The sequence below is a fragment of the Janthinobacterium sp. MP5059B genome (genome assembly GCF_001758645.1).
GTDB lineage: Bacteria > Pseudomonadota > Gammaproteobacteria > Burkholderiales > Burkholderiaceae_D > Janthinobacterium > Janthinobacterium lividum.
Genome location: NZ_LRHX01000002.1, coordinates 1 through 23537, shown reverse-complemented (window position 1 = coordinate 23537; position 23537 = coordinate 1). Strand labels below are relative to the sequence as shown.

25 protein-coding genes and 1 riboswitch are annotated in these 23537 nt (G+C 63.7%); of the genes, 6 read left to right on the top strand and 19 right to left on the bottom strand.

The window, feature by feature from the left end; genetic code table 11:
* Positions 1–119: 119 nt before the first annotated feature.
* The 5 genes from argJ (at position 120) to JAB1_RS00725 (ending at position 3405) form a co-directional block, all read left to right on the top strand.
* Positions 120–1358, top strand: coding sequence for a bifunctional glutamate N-acetyltransferase/amino-acid acetyltransferase ArgJ (gene argJ / locus JAB1_RS00745; RefSeq protein WP_034784989.1), 1239 nt, complete (start codon positions 120–122; stop codon positions 1356–1358).
* A complete protein-coding gene (locus tag JAB1_RS00740) occupies positions 1355–2236 on the top strand; it encodes an ATP-binding protein (RefSeq protein ID WP_034784990.1) in 882 nt (293 codons plus the stop codon). Before argJ ends, JAB1_RS00740 begins: the two co-directional genes overlap by 4 nt.
* Positions 2233–2655 carry an NUDIX domain-containing protein gene (locus JAB1_RS00735; protein WP_034784991.1) on the top strand — a complete coding sequence of 141 codons (423 nt, stop codon included), beginning with the start codon at positions 2233–2235 and terminating at the stop codon, positions 2653–2655. The genes JAB1_RS00740 and JAB1_RS00735 overlap by 4 nt, the downstream gene beginning before the upstream one ends.
* Before the next feature lie 120 nt (positions 2656–2775).
* Positions 2776–2985, top strand: a complete 210-nt coding sequence (locus tag JAB1_RS00730; protein ID WP_070278125.1) for a hypothetical protein — start codon at positions 2776–2778, stop codon at positions 2983–2985.
* A gap of 3 nt (positions 2986–2988) precedes the next feature.
* Positions 2989–3405 (top strand): PIN domain-containing protein, encoded by a 417-nt coding sequence (locus JAB1_RS00725; RefSeq protein WP_070278123.1) that lies wholly within the window; start codon positions 2989–2991, stop codon positions 3403–3405.
* 3 nt (positions 3406–3408) lie between these two features.
* Here JAB1_RS00725 and yacG read toward each other — a convergent pair whose 3' ends face one another.
* The 6 genes from yacG to JAB1_RS00695 form a co-directional block, all read right to left on the bottom strand.
* Positions 3409–3600, bottom strand: coding sequence for a DNA gyrase inhibitor YacG (gene yacG, locus JAB1_RS00720; protein WP_034785391.1), 192 nt, complete (start codon positions 3598–3600; stop codon positions 3409–3411).
* A 19-nt stretch (positions 3601–3619) separates the two neighbouring features.
* Complete coding sequence (gene zapD, locus JAB1_RS00715; RefSeq protein ID WP_034748811.1) at positions 3620–4375, bottom strand: cell division protein ZapD; 756 nt, start codon at positions 4373–4375, stop codon at positions 3620–3622.
* 62 nt (positions 4376–4437) lie between these two features.
* Entirely contained in the window at positions 4438–5085 is a 648-nt protein-coding gene (coaE, locus tag JAB1_RS00710) for a dephospho-CoA kinase (protein WP_070278347.1), read from the bottom strand.
* A gap of 32 nt (positions 5086–5117) precedes the next feature.
* Complete coding sequence (locus JAB1_RS00705) at positions 5118–5987, bottom strand: A24 family peptidase (protein ID WP_070278345.1); 870 nt, start codon at positions 5985–5987, stop codon at positions 5118–5120.
* A gap of 106 nt (positions 5988–6093) precedes the next feature.
* Positions 6094–7290 (bottom strand): type II secretion system F family protein, encoded by a 1197-nt coding sequence (locus JAB1_RS00700; protein WP_070278121.1) that lies wholly within the window; start codon positions 7288–7290, stop codon positions 6094–6096.
* Positions 7291–7363: 73 nt separating this feature from the next.
* Positions 7364–8836: a DHA2 family efflux MFS transporter permease subunit gene (locus tag JAB1_RS00695; protein WP_244965394.1), complete on the bottom strand. Its 1473-nt coding sequence runs from the start codon at positions 8834–8836 to the stop codon at positions 7364–7366.
* A gap of 205 nt (positions 8837–9041) precedes the next feature.
* On the opposite strand from JAB1_RS00695, the gene JAB1_RS00690 reads away from it, so the two are divergent.
* Positions 9042–10196, top strand: coding sequence for a hypothetical protein (locus tag JAB1_RS00690; protein WP_070278119.1), 1155 nt, complete (start codon positions 9042–9044; stop codon positions 10194–10196).
* Positions 10197–10199: 3 nt separating this feature from the next.
* On the opposite strand, the gene JAB1_RS00685 is transcribed toward JAB1_RS00690, so the two are convergent.
* The 13 genes from JAB1_RS00685 to cobT form a co-directional block, all read right to left on the bottom strand.
* Positions 10200–11654 (bottom strand): cobyric acid synthase, encoded by a 1455-nt coding sequence (locus JAB1_RS00685; protein ID WP_070278116.1) that lies wholly within the window; start codon positions 11652–11654, stop codon positions 10200–10202.
* Positions 11651–12460: an ABC transporter substrate-binding protein gene (locus JAB1_RS00680; protein ID WP_034785001.1), complete on the bottom strand. Its 810-nt coding sequence runs from the start codon at positions 12458–12460 to the stop codon at positions 11651–11653. Before JAB1_RS00680 ends, JAB1_RS00685 begins: the two co-directional genes overlap by 4 nt.
* Positions 12457–13368 (bottom strand): cobalamin-binding protein, encoded by a 912-nt coding sequence (locus JAB1_RS00675; RefSeq protein WP_070278114.1) that lies wholly within the window; start codon positions 13366–13368, stop codon positions 12457–12459. Before JAB1_RS00675 ends, JAB1_RS00680 begins: the two co-directional genes overlap by 4 nt.
* Entirely contained in the window at positions 13365–14351 is a 987-nt protein-coding gene (gene cobD, locus JAB1_RS00670; protein WP_070278112.1) for a threonine-phosphate decarboxylase CobD, read from the bottom strand. The genes JAB1_RS00675 and cobD overlap by 4 nt, the downstream gene beginning before the upstream one ends.
* Positions 14344–15297, bottom strand: a complete 954-nt coding sequence (gene cbiB, locus JAB1_RS00665) for an adenosylcobinamide-phosphate synthase CbiB (RefSeq protein WP_070278110.1) — start codon at positions 15295–15297, stop codon at positions 14344–14346. The genes cobD and cbiB overlap by 8 nt, the downstream gene beginning before the upstream one ends.
* Entirely contained in the window at positions 15291–15857 is a 567-nt protein-coding gene (cobU, locus tag JAB1_RS00660; RefSeq protein ID WP_070278108.1) for a bifunctional adenosylcobinamide kinase/adenosylcobinamide-phosphate guanylyltransferase, read from the bottom strand. Before cobU ends, cbiB begins: the two co-directional genes overlap by 7 nt.
* 7 nt (positions 15858–15864) lie before the next feature.
* Positions 15865–16497: a cob(I)yrinic acid a,c-diamide adenosyltransferase gene (gene cobO, locus JAB1_RS00655; RefSeq protein ID WP_034785013.1), complete on the bottom strand. Its 633-nt coding sequence runs from the start codon at positions 16495–16497 to the stop codon at positions 15865–15867.
* Entirely contained in the window at positions 16494–17267 is a 774-nt protein-coding gene (locus JAB1_RS00650) for an ABC transporter ATP-binding protein (RefSeq protein ID WP_034785025.1), read from the bottom strand. The genes cobO and JAB1_RS00650 overlap by 4 nt, the downstream gene beginning before the upstream one ends.
* Positions 17264–18289: an iron ABC transporter permease gene (locus JAB1_RS00645; protein WP_034785028.1), complete on the bottom strand. Its 1026-nt coding sequence runs from the start codon at positions 18287–18289 to the stop codon at positions 17264–17266. The genes JAB1_RS00650 and JAB1_RS00645 overlap by 4 nt, the downstream gene beginning before the upstream one ends.
* A 131-nt stretch (positions 18290–18420) precedes the next feature.
* Entirely contained in the window at positions 18421–20415 is a 1995-nt protein-coding gene (locus JAB1_RS00640; RefSeq protein ID WP_070278341.1) for a TonB-dependent receptor, read from the bottom strand.
* 82 nt (positions 20416–20497) lie between these two features.
* Positions 20498–20740, bottom strand: a riboswitch (cobalamin riboswitch).
* A 44-nt stretch (positions 20741–20784) separates the two neighbouring features.
* Positions 20785–21339 (bottom strand): histidine phosphatase family protein, encoded by a 555-nt coding sequence (locus JAB1_RS00635; RefSeq protein WP_070278106.1) that lies wholly within the window; start codon positions 21337–21339, stop codon positions 20785–20787.
* 6 nt (positions 21340–21345) lie between these two features.
* On the bottom strand, positions 21346–22152 hold the full coding sequence (locus tag JAB1_RS00630; protein ID WP_070278103.1) for an adenosylcobinamide-GDP ribazoletransferase: 807 nt from the start codon (positions 22150–22152) through the stop codon (positions 21346–21348).
* A 4-nt stretch (positions 22153–22156) separates the two neighbouring features.
* Positions 22157–23197 (bottom strand): nicotinate-nucleotide--dimethylbenzimidazole phosphoribosyltransferase, encoded by a 1041-nt coding sequence (cobT, locus tag JAB1_RS00625; RefSeq protein WP_070278101.1) that lies wholly within the window; start codon positions 23195–23197, stop codon positions 22157–22159.
* Positions 23198–23537 lie beyond the last annotated feature (340 nt).

The following is a 23537-nucleotide window of genomic DNA, read 5'->3' as shown; positions in this document are numbered from 1 at the left end:
TGTTGCCGACCGGCTTCGCGACTGCCCTGGCCGGCGCGACGATTCCCTTGCCGCATGTTCACCCGAGCCGCGAAGGCGCTACAATAGCGCTTCCCTTTTCCCTCGCAGAAGAAATCACCATGGCCGTCAATTCTCCCAAGCCCGTCGCCGCCGACTTGAAAGCCGTCGCCGGCATTGAAATCGGTGTTGCCGAAGCCGGCATCAAGAAACCCAACCGCAAGGATTTGCTGGTATTGAAACTGGCGCCGACGGCCACCGTGGCTGGCGTGTTCACCTTGAACCGCTTCTGCGCCGCGCCCGTGCAAATCTCGAAAGCCAACCTGGCCGCCGTGACGGCTGGCGCCGCGCCGATCCGCGCGCTGCTGGTCAACACGGGCAACGCGAATGCTGGCACGGGCGAATCGGGCCTGGCCGACGCGCAGGCCAGCTGCGCCGCGCTGGCCGAGCTGCTGGGCTGCACCCCGCAGCAAATCCTGCCGTTTTCCACCGGCGTGATCCTCGAACCCTTGCCTGTGCAGCGCCTGGTCGCCGGCTTGCCGCAAGCCGTGGCCGCGCTGACATCGGACAACTGGTTCTCGGCCGCCGAAGCCATCATGACCACCGACACGCAGCCGAAAGCCGGTTCGCGCACGGTCACCATCGGTGGCCACGCGGTCACCCTGACGGGCATCAGCAAGGGCGCCGGCATGATCAAGCCGAACATGGCCACCATGCTGGGTTTTCTTGCGTTTGACGCCACCGTGGCGCAACCGGTGCTGGACCAGCTGGTGAAACAGGCGGCCGACAAATCGTTCAACTGCATCACCATCGACGGCGACACGTCCACCAATGACTCGTTCATGCTGGTGGCCACGGGCGCAGGCAGCCTGGTGATCGATTCCATCGATTCGCCGCACTATGCTGAACTGGCCGCTGCCGTGACCGAACTGTCTACTTTTCTCGCGCAAGCCATCGTGCGCGACGGCGAAGGCGCCACCAAGTTCATGACCGTGACGGTGGAAGACGGCCGCAACGTGGAAGAGTGCCGCAAGATCGCCTATTCCATCGCCCATTCGCCGCTGGTGAAAACGGCCTTCTTCGCCTCCGACCCGAACCTGGGCCGCATCCTGGCCGCCATCGGCTATGCGGGCGTGGACGACCTGGACGTGGGCCAATTGAACCTGTACCTGGACGACGTGTGGGTGGCCAAGAATGGCGGCCGCAACCCGGACTACCAGGAGCAGGACGGCCAGCGCGTGATGCAGCAAAGCGAAATCACCATCCGCGTCAAGCTGGCGCGCGGCGACGCCACGGCCACCCTGTGGACGTGCGACCTGTCGCATGACTACGTGTCGATCAACGCCGACTACCGCTCATGACCAGCCTCGATCAATTCCTGATCCGCGCCGAGCGGGTGCTGGCGCGCCTCGAGTCGATCTTGCCGCCGGCCTTGCCGGCGACCGACTGGAACAGCTTTGCCTTCCGCTGGCGCCGGCGCCAGGGCGCGGCAAGCCATCTGCAGGCAGTGGCCCACGTGTCGTCCATCGCTCTGGATGACTTGCACAATATCGGTACGCAAAAGGCACAGATCGAGCAGAACACGCGCCAGTTCGTGGCCAGCCGTCCGGCCAACAACGTGCTGCTGACGGGCGCGCGCGGCACGGGCAAGTCCTCGCTGATCAAGGCTTGTCTGAACCAGTTCGCCGACCAGGGCCTGCGCCTGATCGAAGTGGACAAGGCGGACCTGGCCGACCTGCCCGACATCGTCGACCTGGTGGCGGCGCGCCCCGAGCGCTTCATCATCTTTTGCGACGACCTGTCGTTCGAAGAGGGCGAGAGCGGCTACAAGGCGCTGAAAGTGGCGCTCGACGGCAGCATCGCCGCGCAATCGGACAATGTGCTGATCTACGCCACCTCGAACCGCCGTCACCTGATGCCGGAACGCATGTCGGACAACAGCAGCTACAAGACGGACGACGATGGCGACCTGCATCCGGGCGAGACGGTGGAAGAGAAAATCTCGCTGTCCGAGCGCTTCGGCCTGTGGCTGTCGTTCTACCCGTTCAAGCAGGACGATTACCTCGATATCACGGCGCACTGGCTCGCTTCGTTCGGCTGCACGCCGGAACAGATCGCCGCTGCGCGCGGCGACGCCCTGCGCTGGGCACTGCAGCGCGGTTCCCGTTCAGGCCGGGTGGCGTGGCAATTCGCGCGCGATTATGCTGGGAAACTACCTGCGGGAAAGTTGCCGCAATGAGCGAAGTGAAAGTCACACCGGTGGATGTCGCCGTCGGTATCCTGATGAAGCCGAATGGCGACGTGCTGCTGGGCCAACGCCCGGCCGGCAAGCCGTATGACGGCTATTGGGAGTTTCCTGGCGGCAAAGTCGAACCGGGAGAAGCCATTTTTGATGCCTTGAAACGCGAGTTTGTCGAGGAGCTGGGCTTGCATATCGATACTGCCGAAGCCTGGTGCGGCGTCGAATATGTGTATCCGCACGCCCATGTGCGCCTGCATTTCTATATCAGCCGCGAGTGGCGGGGCGAGCCGCAAAGCCTGGAAGGACAAGCGTTCGCCTGGCAAGGCACGGTCGGCGTGGAACCCTTGCTGCCGGCCACCATTCCCCTGCTGGAATGGCTCGACGAGGTACGCCGCGAATCGCTGGCGCCTGCCTGATCCCAACTTGTGCCAGCAGGCAGCAGCATGCTGCGTGCTGGCGCAAGCTTTCCTGTTACTTTCCTTGTATCGCGCGCGCTTTGCGCTACAGTGCTTTCATCACGCATTGGGGAGTCTCGCATGCCGCTGACACTGACCTTTACCGATACCGATGAATTGCTGATTGCCGCCTTGCACAAGCGTGCCCGCGCGCATGGACGCAGCATCGAGGACGAGCATCGCGACATCCTGCGCAGCGCCTTGCGGCCGCTGCCGAAGCGCCCGCTCGACGATATTTTGCGCGGCATGCCCGACGTGGGACACAATGCGGATTTCGAGCGCCGCTCTTGAGCCATGCCCGCCTACCTGGTCGATACGGATGTGATTGTTGCAGGGCGCAAGGGCAGCGCTGCGCCGGCGGGCGTGCTCGATTTTTTTGAGCGGGTGGCACCGGAAATGCGCTATGTGCCCGTGCAGGTGATTGCGCAACTGCGCGCAGGCATACAGCGCAGCTGGCGGCGCGAAGCGGCGCTGGAAGCACTGGCGCTGGAGGGCTGGCTGGAAGCCGTGCTGTCAGAATATGCGCCGCGGCTGCTGGAATTCGACCTCGATTGCGCGCTCGTGTGCGCGCGCCTGCATGCGCGCGGCCACGCGCATGGCGTTGATGGGCAGATTGCGGCGATGGGCATCGCCTATGGCTTGACGGTGGTCAGTGGCAGGCTCGACAGTTTCGTGGCGCAAGGGCTGCGCCTGGAAAATCCGTTTCGCTGAGAATTATTGCGGCTTGTTGTCTTCGTCCGCGAGGGGATCTTCGAACGGATCGGCGGCGGGGATCGTGTATTTCTCTTCGGCCCAGGCGCCCAGGTCGATCTGCTTGCAGCGTTCCGAGCAGAAGGGGCGGTATTTGTTGGCTTCAGTCCATTCGACTTTGGCGGCACAGGTAGGGCAATTAACGACGGTCATGATGGGGCAAAATAAGTAACAATTAAAAATTACAGAGCGTGAGCTCGAACGGAACATCTTCTTCCAGCGGCTTGGGTTTCAAGTCGCCGCCCTGGGTGGTAAAGCGCACCCACAGCATATATTTGTTGGCGGAAATTTCTGGGATGGCGCCGCTGTTTTCATCCAGGCTCAGGCGCAGCATCTGGTACACCTTGCCTTGCAGCATTTGCTGGTAGCTGCCGCCATTGGCGATCAGTTTAACGGGTCCGCCGGAATCGCGCAGCAGGCGCAATACGAGGGCCAGCGCATCGAACAGGGGCGCCAGCGGGGCAAACCACGCGTGGATATCGGTCAGGCGCTGCTCGGAGCTGCGTTTTTGCCAGGCAAAGTAGGACGGCAAGTCGAATTCGCAGGCGCCGCCCGGAATAATGGTGCGGCCGCGGATACTCATCAGCCATTCATTGTCGCGGATATTCTGGCCCGTCTTGCCCTGCGCCGCCACCAGGGCGCCGCTGACGCTGTCGAGTTCGCCCAAGATGGCATCGAGGGTTTCCGGTTCCACATTTGGATTACTGCGGTAGCCGAGCAGGCTCTGGCGCTGGCGCTCGAGTTCCTGCAACAGGTCTGACTTCAGGTCGGCGCGGCCGGCCACTTCGAGCATGTCGAAAATAGTTGCCAAGGCAACATGATGCTGCATTGCATGCTCTTGCTGGATGAAGAACTTGAATTTGTCGTACAGGTCTTCCAGCCGCAACAAGGTACGTATGCGTTCGTTGAAAGGGTATTCGTAGACAATCAAAATAATTCCCTTAAGTAAGGACCTGCAAACAATCCCGTGATTTTGAACCAAGCGTCGACAAATTACAAACGTTGCGGCCCGATTCCGGCCATTCTTTTTGAAAATGCCAGATATAAATCGTGCAACTGGGCAATCTGCGGCGCCAGGGCGGCCAAATCGCCATTATTGTCGATCACATCGTCCGCCGCCGCCAGGCGCATGGCGCGCGTCGCCTGCGTGGCCATGATGGCTTTGACTTGTTCTTCCGATAAGCCATTGCGCGCCATCACGCGCGACACTTGCAGGCTTTCCAGGCAGTCGATGACGAGAACCCGGTTGACCCGCTCCACCCATCCGCCGGACTCGACGAGCAGGGGCACGGCAAAGATCACGTAGCTGCCTGTCGCTTCGGCGGCCGCCGTCAGGGTCGCCTGGCGGATGCGCGGATGCAGGATGGCTTCCAGTTTCGCCTTGGCGGTGGCATCGGAAAACACGAGGTTGCGCATTCTGGTGCGGTCGAGGGCGCCGCGCGCATCGGCGTAGTCGGGGCCAAATTCCGCCACCAGGGCTGGCATGGCTGCGCCATTTTGCGCCGTCAGGCTGTGTGCGATCTGGTCGGTATCGACGATGGAGGCGCCATGCGCGGCGAACAGGTCGGCCACCGTGCTCTTGCCGCAACCGATGCCGCCGGTGAGACCCACGCTGAAATAAGGGACGTTTTGTCTTTGCATGTATTTATCCATAGGGGGCAGTGCTGCGCCGGTCAGCCAATCAGGCCCAGCGTGAGGCGGGACAGGGGCGTGCCGTACAGCAAGGCGATCAGGCCCGCCGCAGCCAGGTAGGGGCCGAACGGAATCGGTTTGTCGCGCCCGCGCCTGGCAAACACGATCAGCCCGATGCCGACCACGGCGCCGACCAGCGATGACAATAAGATGATCGTTGGCAGCATCGTCCAGCCCAGCCACGCACCGAGCGCCGCCAGTAATTTGAAGTCACCATAGCCCATTCCCTCCTTGCCTGTCGCCAGCTTGAAGGCCCAGTACACGCCCCACAGGGCCAGGTAGCCGGCGGCCGCGCCGATGACGGCGTCTTGCAGGGGCACGAAAGTGCCATTGATATTGACCAGCAGGCCCGCCCACAGCAGGGGAAAGGTGAGATCGTCGGGCAGCATTTGCGTATCGGCGTCGATGAAGGTCATGGCGATCAGCAGCCAGGCAAACACGAGGGTGGCGAGACCCGTCCAGCCGCTGCCGAAGTGCCAGACCAGAAGGGCCGACAGGGCGCCCGTCAGCAGTTCGACCAGCGGATAGCGCACGGAGATCGGTGCCTGGCAGGCGCTGCATTTGCCGCGCAGCAGCAGGTAACTGATGACGGGGATGTTTTCCATGGCCGTGATGCGGTGGCCGCAAGCGGTGCAGTTCGAGTGCGGCAGCATCAGGTTGTAGCGGTCCGTGTGCGGCAAGGGCAAGCCGCTTTCTTCCGCCACGTAATTATCGGATTCGCGCTGCATCATTTTCGGCACGCGGTGGATCACCACGTTGAGGAAGCTGCCGACGATCAGGCCGAACAGGGCGGCGACGAGGGTGACGGGCAGGTTGCCGGGCGCGGCGAACAGCAGGGTATCTTGCAGCATGGTGGATTTGTCTGAGGTAATGATGTTGCCGCGCAAACATTGCCTGGCACTGCCGCAGTGTAAAACATCTGCCAGTACATGGGGACGTTTTGCGCAGCGTGCGCTGTCAAATCACGGCGCCCAGCTTGAAAATCGGCAAATACAAGGCGATCACGAGGGAGCCGACGAGCACGCCCAGCACCACCATCAGCGCCGGCTCCAGCAGCGTGGAAAGGGTGGCGACCGTGGCGTCGATGTCCGCCTCGATGATATCGGCCGCGCGCGACAGCATGGCGTCGAGCGCGCCCGATTCCTCGCCGATCAGGGCCAGCTGCGTCAGCAAGGGTGGAAATACGCCGCTGTGTTCCATGGCCAGGGCCAGGCTGCCGCCGGCGCGGATTTCGCGTTCGATGCGTGTCGTCGCTTCCTGGTACAGCGTGTGGCCGGAGGCGGCGCCCACCAGGCTGAGCGAGTCGAGCAGCGGCACGCCGGCGGCGAACATGGCAGCCAAGGTGCGCGTCCAGCGGGCGATTGCCGCCTTGCGCAGGAGGGGGCCGAACACGGGCAGGCGCAAGGCCTGCATTTGGATGTTGCGCCGCCACGCGGGATAGCGGCGCCAGGCCAGGTGCAGCAGCAGGCAGGCCAGCAGCAGCGCCGCCAGCAAGGCCAGCCAGTAGCGGACAACAAAGGCGGACAAGCCCATGACGACCAGGGTGGGCAGCGGCAAGGGCGCGCCAAAGCTGTCGAAGACCTGGCGGAAAGCGGGGACGACCACGCTCATGATGATGGCCGTGACGACGATGGCGACGAGCACGATGACCAGCGGATACATCAGTGCGCCGCGCACCTGCCGCCGCAGGGCGATGGCCTTTTCCTGGTGCGTGGCCAGGCGCGCCAGCAAATCCTGCACGATGCCGGCCTGTTCGCCTGCCGCCAGCAGGTTGCAGTACAGCTCGTCAAACAGCAGCGGGAACTGGCGGAATGCCTGCTGCAGGCTGCTGCCCGCTTCGATGTCGTGGCGCAAGTCGCGCATCAGTTCCGTGACCTCAGGTTTGGCGTGCCCCTTGCCGGCGATGTCGAAGGCGTGCAGCAGCGGCACGCCGGCCGCCATCATGGTTGACAACTGGCGCGTGAACAGGGCGATATCCTTGCGCGTGATGGCCTTGCCGGGCGCGGCGCGTTCAGCCTGCACCCGGGTGGCCAGGATACCCTCGCGTCTCAGCGCGACCTTGGCGGCGCTGGCGTCGGCAGCGCGCAAGACGCCATCGACCGCCCTGCCATGGCGGTCCGTGCCCTTCCACGCAAAGCGCCGCTCGGCCGCCATGTGCACCTCCTGCCGTCACGGTAGCAGGGCCGGGAAAAAGCACCAGCGGCGCTGGCGGCAAGCTTGATGTGGCTCAGCCTTTTGTGGTTTGCACTTCCGTCTGCACAACGGCCTGTGCCGTCACGTCGGCCGCATCCTCCTCGTCACTGTCCGTGCCCTTGCTGATGCTTTCGCCATCGTCGCGGCGCAGTGTCCAGAAAGTCAGCGAGGACAGCACCGTCAGGGCCGCCAGGGTGAGGAAGGCATGGTGCAGGGCCGTGCTGAGCATGGCGCGGTCCGATTGCGGCATGTCGCCCAGGTACCAGCCCGTGATCAGCGAACCGAAAGCCAGGCCAAAGCTCATCGACAGCTGCTGCATCGAACTGGCGATGGTACTGGCCATACTGGAATCGGCCTTGTCGACATCGGCATACGCGATGGTGTTCATGCTGGAAAACTGCAGCGAATTGAAAAAGCCCATGCACAGGCTGATGGCGACGATCACGTACAGGGGCGTGCCCACGCCCACCAGCGAAAACATGGCGATGGTGACGCCGATCAGCACGGTGTTGACGATCAGTACCTGGCGGTAGCCGAAGCGGGCCAGCACGCGCGCGGAAATGAATTTCATGCCCATGGCGGCCGCGGCCGACGGCATCATCAGCAAGCCCGATTGCCAGGCGGGCAAGCCCAGGCCCAGCTGATACAGCAGCGGCAGCAGGAAGGGCAGGCCGCCCACGCCCAGGCGCGTGACGAAGCCGCCCACCACGGAGACGCGGAAGGTGCGGATCTTGAACAGGGTCAGGCGCAGCAGTGGGTGCAGCACTTCGCTCGAATGCCAGACATACGCGGCCAGCAGGCTGATGGAAATGAACAGCAGTACGGCAAACGAGGTGCCGTCGATGCGGTGTTCGCCGAAGATTTCCAGCAGCCACGACAGCAGCGCGATGCCCGTGCCGAACAGCACCAGGCCGATCAGGTCCAGCGGCCGGGGCTTGTCGCCATAGTAATCGGGCATGTAGCGGTGCGCCAGGTACAGCGCCACCAGGCCGACAGGCACGTTGACGAAGAAAATCTCGCGCCATGACAGCCAGTGCACGATCAGCCCGCCCACCGTGGGCCCCAGCAGGGGGCCGATCAGGGCCGGAATGATGACGAAATTCATGGCCGCCAGCAATTGCGACTTGGGAAAGGTGCGGATGATGGTGAGCCTGCCCACCGGCATCATCATGGCCGCGCCCACCCCTTGCAGCAGGCGCGCAGCCACCAGCATGGGCGCATTCACGGACAGGCCGCACAGGATGGAGGCGATGGTAAAGATGGCGACAGCGGCGGAAAACACGCGCCGTGTGCCGAAGCGGTCGGCCATCCAGCCGCTGATGGGAATGCACACGGCCAGGCTCAGGATGTAGCTGGTGACGACGGCCTTCAGGCTCAGTGGCGTCACGTTGAGGCTGGCGGCCATGGAAGGGATGGCGGTGTTGACGATGGTGGAGTCGAGTTGCTCCATGAACAGGGCGGTGGCGACCACCCAGGGAAGGTAGCTTTTGATCGGGGAACTGGTCATGGATGCGAGCCTGAGGAGGAAAAACGGAGCCGACAGTACGATGAATTGTTACATAAATGGCGCAGGCGTGCCGCCCGCGCCATCCATTTTGACCTCGTGCCGGTGGCATCGTCCATGGAACATTTGTTCTATGGCAATAGATTGCGGGCAAGGCTAGCATGTGTTTCCGGCAGTTCCGGTCTCCTTTCCCCGAAAGTCACATCACATGAAAAATGCACTTACGTTCCTCGTCCTGGGCGCGGCCCTGTCCGCATGCGGTGGCGGCAGTGATGGCGGCGCGCCGGAAGCGCCCATCACGCCGCCTGTCGTCGTCACGCCCGCCATTCCCTCCGCCGACAGCGTGACGGTGGCGTCCGCCGCCGTGGCCAAAGAGGCGGGATTGAGCGTCATTGCCGGCGCCAGCGCCGATGAAAGCGTGTATGACGTGGCTGCCGATATCGGCGACACCTGGCGCATCACCTTGGACAGCGCCAGGAAAACCTACACCATCCGCGTGCTGTCGACGCAGTTCGGCTTGAGCGACCGCAGCGGCACGTTTACCGCATCCACCAGCGGCAATCTCACTATTTACACGGCAACGGATTTCAGCGTCACCGTCGATGCGCGCACGCGTCTTCTGTCGGGCAATATCAAATTGGGTAATATGGTCTCGACCGTCAGCGGCACCGGCTATGCGGTGGGTGACGTGGCCAAACTGGCCGGCAGCTATATTTTTCTGGGTGCCATGCGCAATGCCTCGAACGGCGGCGACCGTTTCAATCCGAAAGGCAGTCTCAAGATCTCCGCCGACGGAGCGGCCCAACTGTGCAATGGCGGCGTGTTCAATGCGCAAGGCGTGTGCTCCGCAGTATCGCCGCAGCTGGAAGCGGAAAACGCCAGCCTGACCCTGGTCAAGGATGCGAAGAACGGCTTGATCGTCGCCCGCCAGGGTGGCCAGGACTTTGGCATCGTGCACGTGCATGCGGGGGACCGGGGGCTGGCGCTGTTCATCGACCGCTACAGCCGCAACCAGGAAAACGTGCTGCGCGTGGGTACCATCGTGGCCGCCAGGCAGCAAAAGATCGGCACGGAAATCAACGGCAGCTACGCCTGTGCGGCGCAGGGCATCAGCGCCAAGATCGAGGTTGCCGGCAGCACCGCCACCCTGACGAATAACACGACCGGCAAGACGCATGCGGAAACCATCACCGTCAACAGGCTGGGCCTGGGCGCGCAGGCCGCCGATTTCGATGGTATCGCCGTGCTCAAGGACCCGGCCGACGTGCCGGCCGACTATTCGATGTTCATGCCGGTGTCGTCGAGCATGGCGGTCGAGTTTTCGACCGACCGCTCATACATGGGCGTGTGCCTGAAAAAATAGCCGCTAGCGTTTGAGGTCATCCAGGGCCGCCAGCAGCGGGATGGCGGCATCGGCGATGCGCTCCAGGCTGGCCTCGCGCAGGGCGGCGGTGTCCACCGTGTGGCCGGAGTCCAGCCCCGCCCAGCGCAGCAGCGCCGAACATGCGGCAGGTGTGTCGAACATGCCGTGCAAATAGCTGCCGAGGATTTGACCGTCGCCCGACACGGCCCCTTCCGGCCGCCCATCGATGACAAAGGCCGGCTGTGCCAGCGCCGCGCCATGCGAGACACCCATGTGGATTTCATAGCCTGCCACGGGCGCATCGGCCGCGACGGCAAACGCGCAGCGGCCGCGCACCTGTGCCAGCCGCTTGTCGCTCGTCAGCTCCGTCACCATGTCGAGCAGGCCCAGTGCCTTTGACTCTCCCGCCGCGCCTTCCACGCCCAGCGGATCGCACACGCTTTGTCCCAGCATCTGGAAGCCGCCGCAGATGCCGAGCACCTTGCCGCCATAGCGCAGGTGTTTCGCCAGATAGGCGGGCCAGCCTTGCTGCCGCAGCCAGGCCAGGTCGCCACGCGTGTTCTTGCTGCCCGGCAGGATCACCAGGTCGGCCGCTGGAATCGGCTGCCCATGCTGGACGAATTGCAGGTCGATATCGGGGTGGACGCGCAGCGCGTCAAAGTCCGTGTGGTTGCTGATGCGCGGCAGTTGCGGCACCACCACCTTGAAGGCGCCGCGTTCCGCCTGCATCGCTTCGACGGCGTCCTCCGCGTCGAGGAACAGGCCTTGCAGGTAGGGCAGCACGGCCAGCACGGGCTTGCCCGTCTGCTGTTCCAGCCAGTCGATGCCGGGTTGTAGCAGCGAGATGTCGCCGCGGAAGCGGTTGATGACGAAGCCGAGGATGCGCGCCCGTTCGCTGTCGGACAGGCAGGCCAGGGTGCCGATGATGTGGGCGAAGACGCCGCCCCGGTCGATGTCGGCCACCAGGATCACGGGACAGTCGACGGCTTCCGCAAAGCCCATATTGGCGATGTCGCGCGCGCGCAGGTTGACTTCGGCGGGGCTGCCCGCGCCTTCGACGACGACGGCGTCGTATTGCTGGCGCAAGCGTGTGTAGGATTCCAGCACGGCGCCCATGGCGATGGTTTTATATTGCTGGTAGTCGCGCGCATCCATCTCGGCGCGCACCTTGCCGTGGATGATCACTTGCGCGCCCGTGTTCGAAGACGGTTTCAAGAGCACCGGGTTCATGTCCGTGTGCGGCGCGATGCCGCAGGCCAGCGCCTGCAGGGCTTGCGCGCGGCCGATCTCGCCGCCGTCACTGGTCACGGCGCTGTTCAAGGCCATGTTTTGCGGCTTGAACGGGGCCACCGTCACGCCACGGCGTTTCAACAATCTGCACAGGGCCGCGACGACGGTGCTCTTGCCCGCGTCGGACGTCGTGCCCTGCACCATCAGGGCGGGGAAGGGACTCTTCATGCCTGCTGCTCTTTCTGATTCTCCTGCCATTGCGCGATGATGTCGCTGATCTGGCGCAGTCCCTCCGTGATGGCGGCCGGACCGGGAGAAAGTATGTCGGGCGATTTGATCTCGAACAGCATGTCATTGCGTACTGCGGGAATCGCATCCCAGCCCGGACGTGCCGTCAGCTGCGCCGGCTGGAACTTCTTGCCGCACCAGGTGGCGATGATGATGTCGGGCGCGCGCCGCACCACGGTCAAAGGATCGGCGATGATGCGCTCTTTTGCACCCGGATGCGCGGACAACTCCGGGAAGGCGTCCGTGCCGCCGGCGATGCCGATCAATTCGGCCGCCCAGCCGATGCCGCTCATCAGGGGATCGTTCCACTCTTCAAAGTAGATCACGGGCTTGCGTGTCCAGGCTGCGGCACGGGCCCGGGCGGCGGCGATGTCCGCGCGCAGGCTGGCGATCAGTGCGCGTCCCGCTTCCTCGCGCCGCACCAGTGCGGCCAGCACGGCGATCATGCGCAGGATGCCTTCCACCGTGCGCTGGTTAAACTGGTGCACTTCGATGCCGGCCTTGACCAGGTCGCGGCAGATATCGGCCTGCATGTCGCAAAAACCGATCACGAGGTCGGGCTGGACGGCCAGGATGCGCTCCAGGTTCGAGGAGGAGAAGCCGCTGATTTTGGTTTTTTCCTCGCGCGCGCGGGGTGGGCGCACGGTAAAGCCGGAAATGCCCGCGATGACGTCTTCCGCGCCCAGCGCGTACAGTGTCTCCACGGCTTCCGTCGACAGGCACGCGATGCGCTGGTAGTGGCTCATGGCGCTGCCTTGGCTGCGGGAGCGTTGCGGCGCTGGCGGGCCGCTTCCAGCTGTTCGCACATGGCGGCCGTGCCTTCGATCATGCGCGGGCCGGCGCGGTTCAGCAGGTCGCCATTCAGGCGGAACAGGTTATTCCGGCGCACGGCCGTCATCGACGGGAAGGCGCGCCACATGGCCAGGCCGCCTTCGCTGCGCGGATCGCTTTTTTCGCTGGTGCCGAAGATGACTTCCGGATCTTCCTGCAGCACGCCTTCCGGCGTGACGACGGGCGCCACCACCTTCATCGCGGCAAAGACATTCTGGCCGCCGCACACGCGCATGGAATCGCTGATGATGCTCGCGCCGCTCAAGGTATACAAGGGTTTGTCCCACACCTGGTAAAACACGCGCACGGGCGGACGCTGCGCATACCGGGCCGTCAGGCTGGCCAGTTTGGCGCGCAGCTGCGCGGCGGCCGGTTTGGCGGTTTTTTCCGTGCCCATTAATTGCCCCAGGCGCTCCATGCTGTCGGGGATATCGGCCAGCTTGCGCGGTTCGCTGTGATAGATCGGCACCTTCAGCTGGCGCAGCATGGCGATCTGGCGCTCGGCGCTGCCGTGCATCCACACGACGATCAGGTCCGGCTTCATGGCGATGATGCGCTCCATGTCGTACTGGCGGTTGTCGCCCACTTGCGTGATCTTCTTTGCCGCTTCCGGGTAGTCGCTATAGCTGACGACACCGGCGATCTTCTCGCCGCCGCCGGCTGCGAACAGCAGTTCCGTCACGTGCGGCGCCAGCGCCAGGATGCGCTGTGCCGGTTTTTCCACGGTGACGGTATTCCCGTCATCGTCGCGCACGGTGATGGCGGCATGCGCCTGCAGCGAGACCAGTCCAGCCAGCAGCAGCGATATTTTCAGGATTTTCATGTGTGCTTCCATGCGGTGAGGGCCTGCTGCAGGCGCAGCCAGGCGTGTTCGTCGGAGGGCAGGCCCAGGCGGATGCCGTGGGCCGCATGGCGGAACAGGCGTACCCAGATGCCCGATTCTGCCATGTGCTGCCAGAACGCTTCGGCGCGCGTGTCCGGCCACCATTGAAACAGCGCCGTGCCGCTGCTGGCGATGCCGTGCGCGGCCAATAGCTGTTGCAAACGGGCGCCTTCGCCGCGCAGACGCTCGCGCATCGCTTCCTGCCAGTGCGTATCGTTCAAGGCGGCCAGTGCCACTTGCTGCGCCGGGCCGCTGACGGTCCACGGGCCCAGCATATCGGCCAGTTGTGCCAGCAGTGCGGGATGGGCGGCGACAAAGCCCAGGCGCAGTCCCGCCAGGCCAAAGAATTTGCCGATGGAGCGCAGCACGATCAGGCCAGGCTGGCCCGAATGCGGCCCCAGGCTGGCGTGCGTTTCCGTGTCGCCAAACGCTTCATCGACCACCAGCCAGCCGCCGCGCGCGGCCAATTTTCCAGCCCATTCCAGCAGCAGTGCGGGGGCGATGCGTTCGCCCGTGGGATTGTTCGGGTTGCAGATGACCAGCACGTCGCAGTGGTCGACGGCATCGGCCAGCCGCGCATATGGCACTTGGTGTAATGCGTGGCCGTGCTGGCGCCAGTGGTGCGCATGTTCCGCATACGACGGCGCGGCCACCGCCACGCGCGACGGCGCGCGTAGCCGGGGCAGGGCCTGGATGGCGGCCTGCGTGCCGGCAACCGGCAGCATGGCGGGTGCGTTGTAATACGCGCAGGCGGCAGCGGCCAGCGCGGGATCGGCTTCCGGCAGCCGGTGCCAGGCGTTGGCATCGACTGCCGGCGCTGCATACCAGTGCGGATTGATGCCGGTCGACAGGTCGATCCAGTCGGCGATGGGCCGTCCATACTCGCGCGCGGCGTCGCGCAGGTTGCCGCCATGTTCAAGCAAGGTATTTCCCTTTCAGGTAGAACAGGCCCGCCAGCAGCGCCACCCAGATCAGCCACAACACGGCCGTCTCGGCCACCAGGCGCCAGGCGCGGTCGATGTCGCGCGCTTCGGCGGGACGGCCGGCGCCCAGCGGCGGGCGGCGTTCCAGTTCGCCATCGTAGATGGCGTCGCCGCCGAGGGCCAGGCCCAGGGCGCCGGCGCCGCTGGCCATCACGGGACCCGCGTTCGGACTGCCCCAGTTTGGGGCCTGCGTGCGCCAGCACTGCCAGGCGCGCTTCTTGTCCGCCATGCTCTTGCCCAGCAAGACATAGGACAGGGCCGTCAGGCGCGCCGGCAGATAATTGAGGATGTCGTCGATGCGCGCGGCGCAGCAGCCGAACCAGTCGTAGCGTTCGTTGCGGTAGCCCCACATGGCGTCGAGGGTATTGGCCAGCCTGAATAGGACTGCGCCGGGGCCACCCGCCACGGCAAACCAGAACAGGGTGCCGAAGACGGCATCGTTGCCGTTTTCCAGCAGGGATTCCGTGCTGGCCTTGGCCAGGCTGGCCGCATCGGCGTCGGCCGTGTCGCGGCTGACGATGCGCGCCGTCAGCAGGCGCGCATTGTCCAGGTCATCGATGGCCAGGGCATTGGCAATCGGTTGATTGTGGTCGCGCAGGCTGTGCAGGCCCAGACATAGATACAGCAGGAAGACGTGGAGGGCGGCATCCGCCAGGCCGCACAACCAGTAGGCGGCATAGCTGATGGGCAGCACGGCCAGCCACCATGCCAGCATGCCGCGCATAAAACGTGCGCGTCCCCGGTTCAGCAGGCGTTCCAGTGTGCTGGCGATGCGGCCAAAGCCGACCAGCGGATGCCAGCGGCGCGTTTCTCCCAGCAGCATGTCGAGCAGCACGCCGGCCGTCATCAAGGCGGCCAGCATTGGCAGCGACAAGCCGCTCAGCATGGGCCGCCTTTCAGGTACAGCGGCAGGCCGGCGGCGACAAAGACAGCCTTGTCGCACACGGCCGCCACGGCCTGGTTCAAGCGGCCCGCCTCGTCGGTGAAGCAGCGCGAGATGGCGCCATACGGCACGATGCCCATGCCCACTTCGTTTGATACGAGAACGAGGTCGCAGTCGGTGTCGCCGATTTCGGCCAGCGCATACAGCAGGTGCGCGCGCTCGCTGTGGAACAGTTCGGGCAGGATGATATCGCCCACGTCCGGATACGTCTCGCCGCTGGAAAACATCAGATTCGTCAGCCACAGGGTCAGGCAGTCGACCAGCAGCAGACGGCCGGACCGTGCTTCCCGCAGGATGGCGTCGCCCAGGCGCAGCGGTTCTTCCAGGGTTGTCCACTCGGCCGGGCGCTGTGCGCGGTGATGCCTGACGCGCGTGGCCATTTCAGCATCGCCCGCCTGCGCGGTGGCGAGGTAGATCACTTCCTTGCCGGACTCGCGGGCCAGCATTTCCGCATGGGCGCTCTTGCCGGAACGGGCGCCGCCGAAGACCAGGGTGCGCGTCATGGCGCTGTTACCACTCGGTGCCGATTTGTGCGCCGATGCCGGCCGCGTAGGCATGCTTGATGACGGCCATTTCGGTGACGGTGTCGGCGATCGCGATCAGTTCGTCCGGTGCGCCGCGGCCCGTGATGACCACGTGCTGCATCTGCGGACGTTCCAGCAGGTCGGCGATGATCTTGTGCACATCGAGGTAGTTGTACTTGAGGGCGATATTGAGTTCGTCGAACAGCACCAGGCCGTAGCTGGGGTCGGCCAGGAAGGTCTTCGCCTGCTCCCATGCCAGTTCGGCCTTTTCGATGTCGCGCTCGCGGTTCTGCGTTTCCCAGGTATAGCCTTCGCCCATCGCATGAAAACTGATTTCATCGGGGAAGCGGCGCAGGAATTTTTCTTCGCCCGTCGACATGGCGCCCTTGATGAACTGCACCACGCCTACCTTCATGCCGTGGCCCATGGCGCGGATGGCCATGCCGAAGCCGCTCGAGCTCTTGCCCTTGCCGTTGCCCGTGTTGACGATGATGATGCCGATTTCCTTGTCGGCCTTGGCGATGGCCGCGTCGATGATGGCCTTTTTTCGTTCCATGCGCACGCGGTGGCGTTCGTTGATTGCGGCTGTTTCTACGTCGCTAGGTTTGTTGTCGCTCATGTCTGATCCTCTTTCGGTATGAATATCTTGCGTTTGCCGTGATCGATGATCTCGATCGGATGGCCCAGGTAGTCGCCCAGGATGGATGCCTGCATCACATCGGCCACGGGACCGGCCAGCCAGCCGCCGTCGCCCATCAGCAGCAGCGCATGGGTCGAGACGCTGTGCGCCAGGTTCAGGTCATGCCCCACCATCACCACGGTTTTATTCTGTTCGCGGCACAGTTTTGACAGCAGGCCCATGACGCTGACCTGGTGCGCCAGGTCCAGCGCGTTAGCCGGTTCGTCTAGCAGCAGCAGGGGCGTATCCTGCGCCAGCATGGCGGCAATCGCCACGCGCTGGCGCTCGCCGCCGGACAGGCTGCGCACGTCGCGCTCGGCCAGGTGTTCCACTTCCATCGCCGCCAGCGCCGTCAGGGCGATGCGCTGGTCGTCGCTGCCTTCCCAGTAATGGTTGTCGTGGTACGGGTGGCGCGCCGACAGCACGGTTTCGATGACGCGGTAAGAGAACGCATCGTGGCGCGCCTGCGCCAGGAAGGCCCGTTCGCGCGCCAGTTCGTCGAGCGGCCAGTCGATCAGGGCGCGGCCCTGTATCGTCACGTGGCCAGCATCCGGTTCGCGCAAGCCGGCCAGGGTGCGCAGCAAGGTGCTCTTGCCTGCGCCATTGCGGCCGATCACGCTCCAGCATTCGCCATCCCTGATGTGCCAGATGAGGTTTTCCACCAGGGAGCGCGTGCCTGCCTTCAGGCCGAGTTGGTAGGTGCGGATCATGTGCGGCGCAAGCGGTGCAGTTGGTACAGGAAGACGGGCGCACCGATCATGGCTGTCACCACGCCGACGGGCAGCTGCAATGGCGCCAGCACGGTGCGCGCCAAGGTATCGGCCAATACGAGGAAGGTGCCGCCGGCCAGCGCGGCGGCGGGTATCAGCAGGCGATGATCGGGGCCGCAGGCAAAGCGCAGCGCATGCGGCACGATCAGGCCCACAAAACCCACGCTGCCGGCGCTGGTGACGGCGCTGGCCGTGAGCAGGCCGGAGCAGAAGAACAGGCCCTTGCGCAGGGCGCCCACGCGCACGCCCAGGGTACTGGCCGCTTCCGCGTGCAGCGCCATGACGTTCAGCGAACGCGCGCAGCGCAGCGCGAAGACCATGGCGCCGGCCAGGACCAGCCACGGCATCAGCCGCGCGGGCGCGCCGGACAGGTCGCCTATCATCCAGAACACCATGCTGCGCAAGCGGCTTTCCGGGGCGATGGAGAGCATCAGGGTGACGATGGCCATGCAGGCCGAAGCCAGTATCACGCCCGTCAGCAGCAAGAGCGAGGCGCCGCCTTCAGCGGCCGTGCCGCCGCGCAGGTCGCGGCGGGCAAAGAAATACAGCAGCATGGACACGCCGACGGCACCTGCAAAGGCGGCCGCGTCGACCACCCACAGCGCGCACATGAACAGCAGCGCGGCCAGCGCGCCGACGGAAGCGCCGGCGGAAATGCCCAGCACATACGGGTCCGCCAGGGGATTGCGCAGCAGCGCCTGCATCATGACGCCGGCCAAGGACAGCGCCGCGCCGGTGACAAACGCGGTCAGCGCGCGGCCCAGGCGCAGGTCGAGCAGGGTGGCGGCGAGGGTGTCGGTCTTGCCCTGCACGACATGGAACAGGGCGGAAGGCAGGTCGGCGAGCGGAATCGCGATCGAACCGATCATGCCGGAGAAAATCAGGCTGGCAACCGCGCACACGATCAGCACCGTGAGGATCACGGTGGCGCGGTGGCGCATGTTGCGGAAAAATGGGTGCATGTACTGCCTTAGGTGAAACGGGAGCGGTGCAAGTGGCTGCGGACTTCCTCAGATGCGTTGGTGGGGAGTATACGAAAAATGGCCCGCATGCGATTGCGCGTACGGGCCATTGTAATCAACTCCTGGCCGCTTTAGAAATCGTAGCGTGCCGAGAGTTTCATCTGGCGGCCATTGCTAGGATAGATGCCGCCTTTGCAACTGAAGGCGTTGGTGAAGTACTGCTTGTCCGTCAGGTTCAAGGCATTCACCGCCACTTCCCAGGCGCCGAACTTGCGTGCATAGCGGGCATCGAACGTGGTGAACGATGGCACTTTGGCGTCGCAGGTATTGGCAAAATCGCTGCCGTAGCGCTGGCTGTCCACCCATTGCGCGCCGAAATCCGCGCTTTGACCATCTTTCGGTACCCACGACAAACGGGCCGACAGGGTGTTTTTCGGGATCAGGGTCAGTTCCTTGCCCGAATTGACGCCTTCGGTGAAGGTTGCCTTCACGTGCTGGTAGTGGCCGCTGAGGCGCCAGTCAGCCGCGATATTGGTGCTGGCATCGAGTTCGAAACCTTGATGTTTGGTCGGATCCAGGTTTGTATTGGCACCAAAACCGAACGCACCTGCCGTTGGATCGTAGTAGATCTCGTTGGTCAGTTTGTGGCGGAAGACGCGTGCATCAAGCTTGACGATGCTGTTGTTGTAGGACGCGCCCAGTTCCAGGTCATGCGAAGTCTGGCCTTGCAGAGGTTTGTTTTCTACTGGCGTGTAGCCGTTTTCATCGGCATTTGCCACGCGATAGCTCTGGCCGGCCTTGGCATACAGGTTTACCTGCGGCACGACATCGAAGCTGCCTTGAACATCCCAGGCATTGAAGTTCTGCTTGATTTTGTAGGTAGCCGTAGTGAACGGTACCGGATCAACGGAGTCCTTGTCAAAAGTTTCATGGCGTACGCCGGCGGCGATACGGAAGTTTTGCGGGCCAGCGAATTTCAGTTCATCGCGCACATAGAATGCCTGCGATTTCTGCTTTGCCTTGGCTTGGGAGTACGAAGCGTCGACTGCCAGGTCCCACTTGATGAAGTCGGCGCCAGCGACGATTTCATTGAGCATGCCGTCGAATTGACCCAAGTGGCGCAGGCGTGGCGAAAACTGGTTTTGCTTGGTTTTGCGCTCCGACGCGGAAGGGCCGAAGCTGCTGAAATAGGTGGACTTTGCCGTCTTTTCGCGGTGCGACAGTTCTGCGGCCAGATCTACGGTACCCAGGCGGCCTTCGGCGAAGGCTGTATAGCGGTCGCTGTCGACCGAACCGAAATCTTTCAGTGTTTTCGCCTGGCGCGGATTGTCTTCAAACTGAGCCAGTGTTATCGAGCCAGGGAAGCGGCTATCCTGGCGCGTGCTGTCGATGCGCACACCTGCACGGACATTCTTGTCCTGCCATTGCGCGCCGCCGCCGAAGTTGGTCTGCTTGTATTCGTTATTGTCACGATAGTTGTCGGTTTCCTGCTTGCCGACAGCGGCGTCGAGGGTGACGTTATTCCAGGTCTGGGCTACGGAGCCGCGCACTTCGCGCTGGCCCAGTTGGCCCACTTCGGCGAAGACCGTACCACGGCCAGCCTGCTTGCCTGGACGTTTGGTGACGATATTGATCACACCGCCCGTGGCGCCGTCGCCATACAGGACGCTGCTGCCGCCGCGTGTGATTTCGATGCGTTCGACGCTGTCGATGGGGATGCTGGCCAGGACTGGATCGGTCAGTTCATTTTCCGACAGGCGCACGCCATCGAGGACCACGACCGTGTTCTGGCTGGCGGTGGCGCCGAAGCCGCGCAGGTCGAGGGTAAAGTCAGGACTGCCGGTGAGGCTTTGACGGCCATAGACGCCGCCGATCTTGCGGATGGCCTGGTTCACGTCGCTGATGCCCGCGCGGCGGATTTCATCTGCCGTGATGACGGTGGCGCCGATCGGTTGCAATGCCGGGTCGCTGTTGAAGCGGGAGCCGGTGACAACGATCTGGTCCAGCGTGTTGTTCGCGGTTTGCGCGAATGCTGGAGCGGCGGCGATGAAGCACAGGGAAATGGCGGAAACCAGGGCGCGCGGCGCCATTGCCGGCGCGCGGCGGTGTAATACGGGAGCAGTCATGATATCGTTTTCTTCGGAAAAAGCACCCGGCTCGCGTCCCCGCAAGCCAGATTCAACGGAAGGCGCGGCGCCCGGCAAGGCCCGCACTTCCACCTGTCCTGGCCGGTATCCGGGCTGGCAAGTAGGGCTATCCCACCTTCCCATGCTCGATGATTGCAAGCACAGTGGTTGTCAGAGATAGCTTGTCGCCCGCTTCCTGTAGAGAGGGGCGACACTTGCTTACCGTTGCGGGGGCAGCACACGTTCGCCGCAGTCGCGGCATCGTGTTTCCCGTTTAACTGCGCTCATGGACATGAGCGCGGGCACCAAAACCCCGCCATTATACGTGCAGCAGGCGTGGACTGAAATGGCTGGCTGGGCGATTCGATATCAGAAATCGACGACGACCGTCGCACCATAGGCGATTTTATGGGCGGAATGGGCGGCCAGCAGGGCCGTTTTTTCCAATGGCAGCCGGGCTTGCAGTGCCGACAGCAGGCGGATGGTGCCCGCATGGCAGATGATGACGACCGTTTCGTGTTGTTCGCGCAACAGATCGCCTAAAAATGCATCGACGCGGGCGGCCATCGCCAGCACATTCTCGCCCCCGCCGGGGCGGTACCAGGCCAGGTCCGTCGCCCAGGCATCGATTTCCGCGCGCGCAATCGCGTGCCAGGGCTGCATTTCCCATGCTCCGAAATCCATCTCCGCCAGCCGCGCGTCAAGGCGCAGGGCGCTCGCAGGCAAGTCTTGCGCCAATGCCGCCGCCAGGCCGGCGCAGCGGCGCAGCGGACTGGTATACAGCGGCACGCCGGCTGGCAAAGTCGCTCGCAGGCTGGCGCGCACCGTGGCCAGTTCGTGCGGCGCCACCGCCACGTCGCTGCGGCCATAGCAGGTGCCGCTGGTCACTTGCGGTGCGGGGTGGCGAACGAGGATCAGGCGCATGCTTTTTTAATAGAAGCGCAGGGGAGGCTGGAAGCTGGAGAGGATGGCCAGATAGACCGCCACTTCCGCCACTTGCTGCACTGCGCCCAGGCAGTCGCCCGTGTAGCCTTGCAGGCGTTGCTGGCACTTGCGGCCCAGCCAGAATGCAGCCGCGGCCGCCGCCACGACGGCGAAGACCAGCGTGGCCCAGTAAAAGATTCCCAGGGTGCCGCACACGACGGCCGGCAGCAGGCCGCAGATGGCTGCGATGAGGAATTCAGCGGTATTCATCTCCTGCGCCATCGGCTTGGCCTTGCCTTCGTCGCGCGCATAGTCCATGAACCGGATCAGCGAGACGGCGGCCATGCGCGAGAGCGGATGGGCGATGCACAGCGTCGCCACGATGACGGCGGGCGGCAGCGAAACCAGCGCCGCGCACTTGATGGCCAGCAGGCAGAGGATGCCGATGGCGCCATACGCGCCGATGCGCGAATCCTTCATGATTTCCAATACCCGCTCGCGCGTCATCCCGCCGCCAAAGCCGTCGCACATGTCGGCGAAGCCGTCTTCATGAAAGGCGCCCGTCAGATAGATGCCGGCGGCGACGGCCAGCAGCACGGCTACCGCCGACGGCAGGAGCCAGCTGGCCAGCAGATACACGGCGCCACTAATGGCCGCCACTACCACGCCGACCAGCGGGAAGTAGCGCGAGGCATGCTGTAGCCAGGCCGGTTCGAAACCCACCCAACGGGGGATGGGCAGGCGCGTGAAAAACTGCAGCGCGATGAAGAAGAGGCGGCACTGATGGACTGCGGCGGAAACGGGATTGGCCATGGTCTTAATCTGGCGTGGATTTTTCGCTGACCTGGGCCGAGGCAAACGTCGCCATCTCGCGCATGAAATTGACGGCTGCGTGCAGCAGCGGCAAGGCCAGCGCCGAACCCGTCCCTTCACCCAGGCGCAAATCGAGGTGCAGCAGCGGACGCGCACCCAGGCTGGCCAGCAGCTGGCGATGACCGTTTTCATCGGAGCAGTGCGAAAACACGCAGTAATCGAGGATGGCCGGCTGCAGACGGGCCGCCACCAGCAGGGCGCTGCTGACGATGAAGCCATCAATCAGCAGAATCATGCGCCGTTCGGCCGCCTTGAGCATGGCGCCGGCCATCATGGCGATTTCGAAGCCGCCGAAAGTGGCCAGCACGTCGAGCGGCGCGGTGACTGCCGCATGATGGGCGACGGCCGCTTCGATCACCTGCTGTTTGTGCAATACGCCTTCCTTGGACAGGCCGGTGCCGGCGCCCACGCAGTCGGCGACCGGTGTTTGCGTCAGCTTGTGCATCAGCGCTGCGGCAGCGGTGGTGTTGCCGATACCCATTTCGCCAAAGCCCAGCACATTGCCATCCAGGGTGGCGACCAGATCCATCCCCGCCTGCATGGCGGCCAGGCATTGTTGCTGGCTCATGGCGGGTTCCTTGGCGAAGTTACGGGTGCCGGGGCCTTGCTTGCGGTCGAGCAAGCCGTCGCGTGGGCCGAAAGCGTGGTTCACGCCGGCGTCTACTATATAGAGGGCGCAATCTGCCTGGCGGGCGAAAACGTTGATGGCGGCGCCGTTGCCGAGGAAATTCTCCACCATTTGCCAGGTCACGCTTTGTGGATAGGCGGAAATGCCTTCGGCGACGACCCCATGGTCAGCCGCAAAAACGATGATGGCCGGCTGGTGCAATGCCAGCTGCGTGCTTTGCTGGATCAGGCCAATCTGGCGGGCCAGGGTTTCCAGCATGCCGAGGCTGCCCAGCGGCTTGGTCTTGCTATTGATGGCGTGTTCGAGTGCGCTGGCCAGTGCGGGATTGGCGGTGGAGCAGATGTGTGGGATAGGCATGGGAATCTATATGGATGAGGCAAGGTATGGTCGGCACTACGATATCACACAGCAATATTTGCCCAGATGCAAATTAGCGCTTGCGGGGCGTGCGGGGCAAGGCTATAATTCGCCCCCTCGCTGAACGACGCATGCAAATGCTGAGTGCGGTGAGAAAAAAGAAGGAGTTGACGATTGTGCTGAAATGCTTCATACTCTTCCTTCTTCGCAGCTGACAAACACAACGCTTTGTCGATAGCGCGAAAGCAGTAACCGAATACAGTTCTTTAACAATTAACAGTCGATAAGTGTGGGCATTTGATGTAAGTGCAGCGTCAATCTTCGGATTGGCGTCTAACTT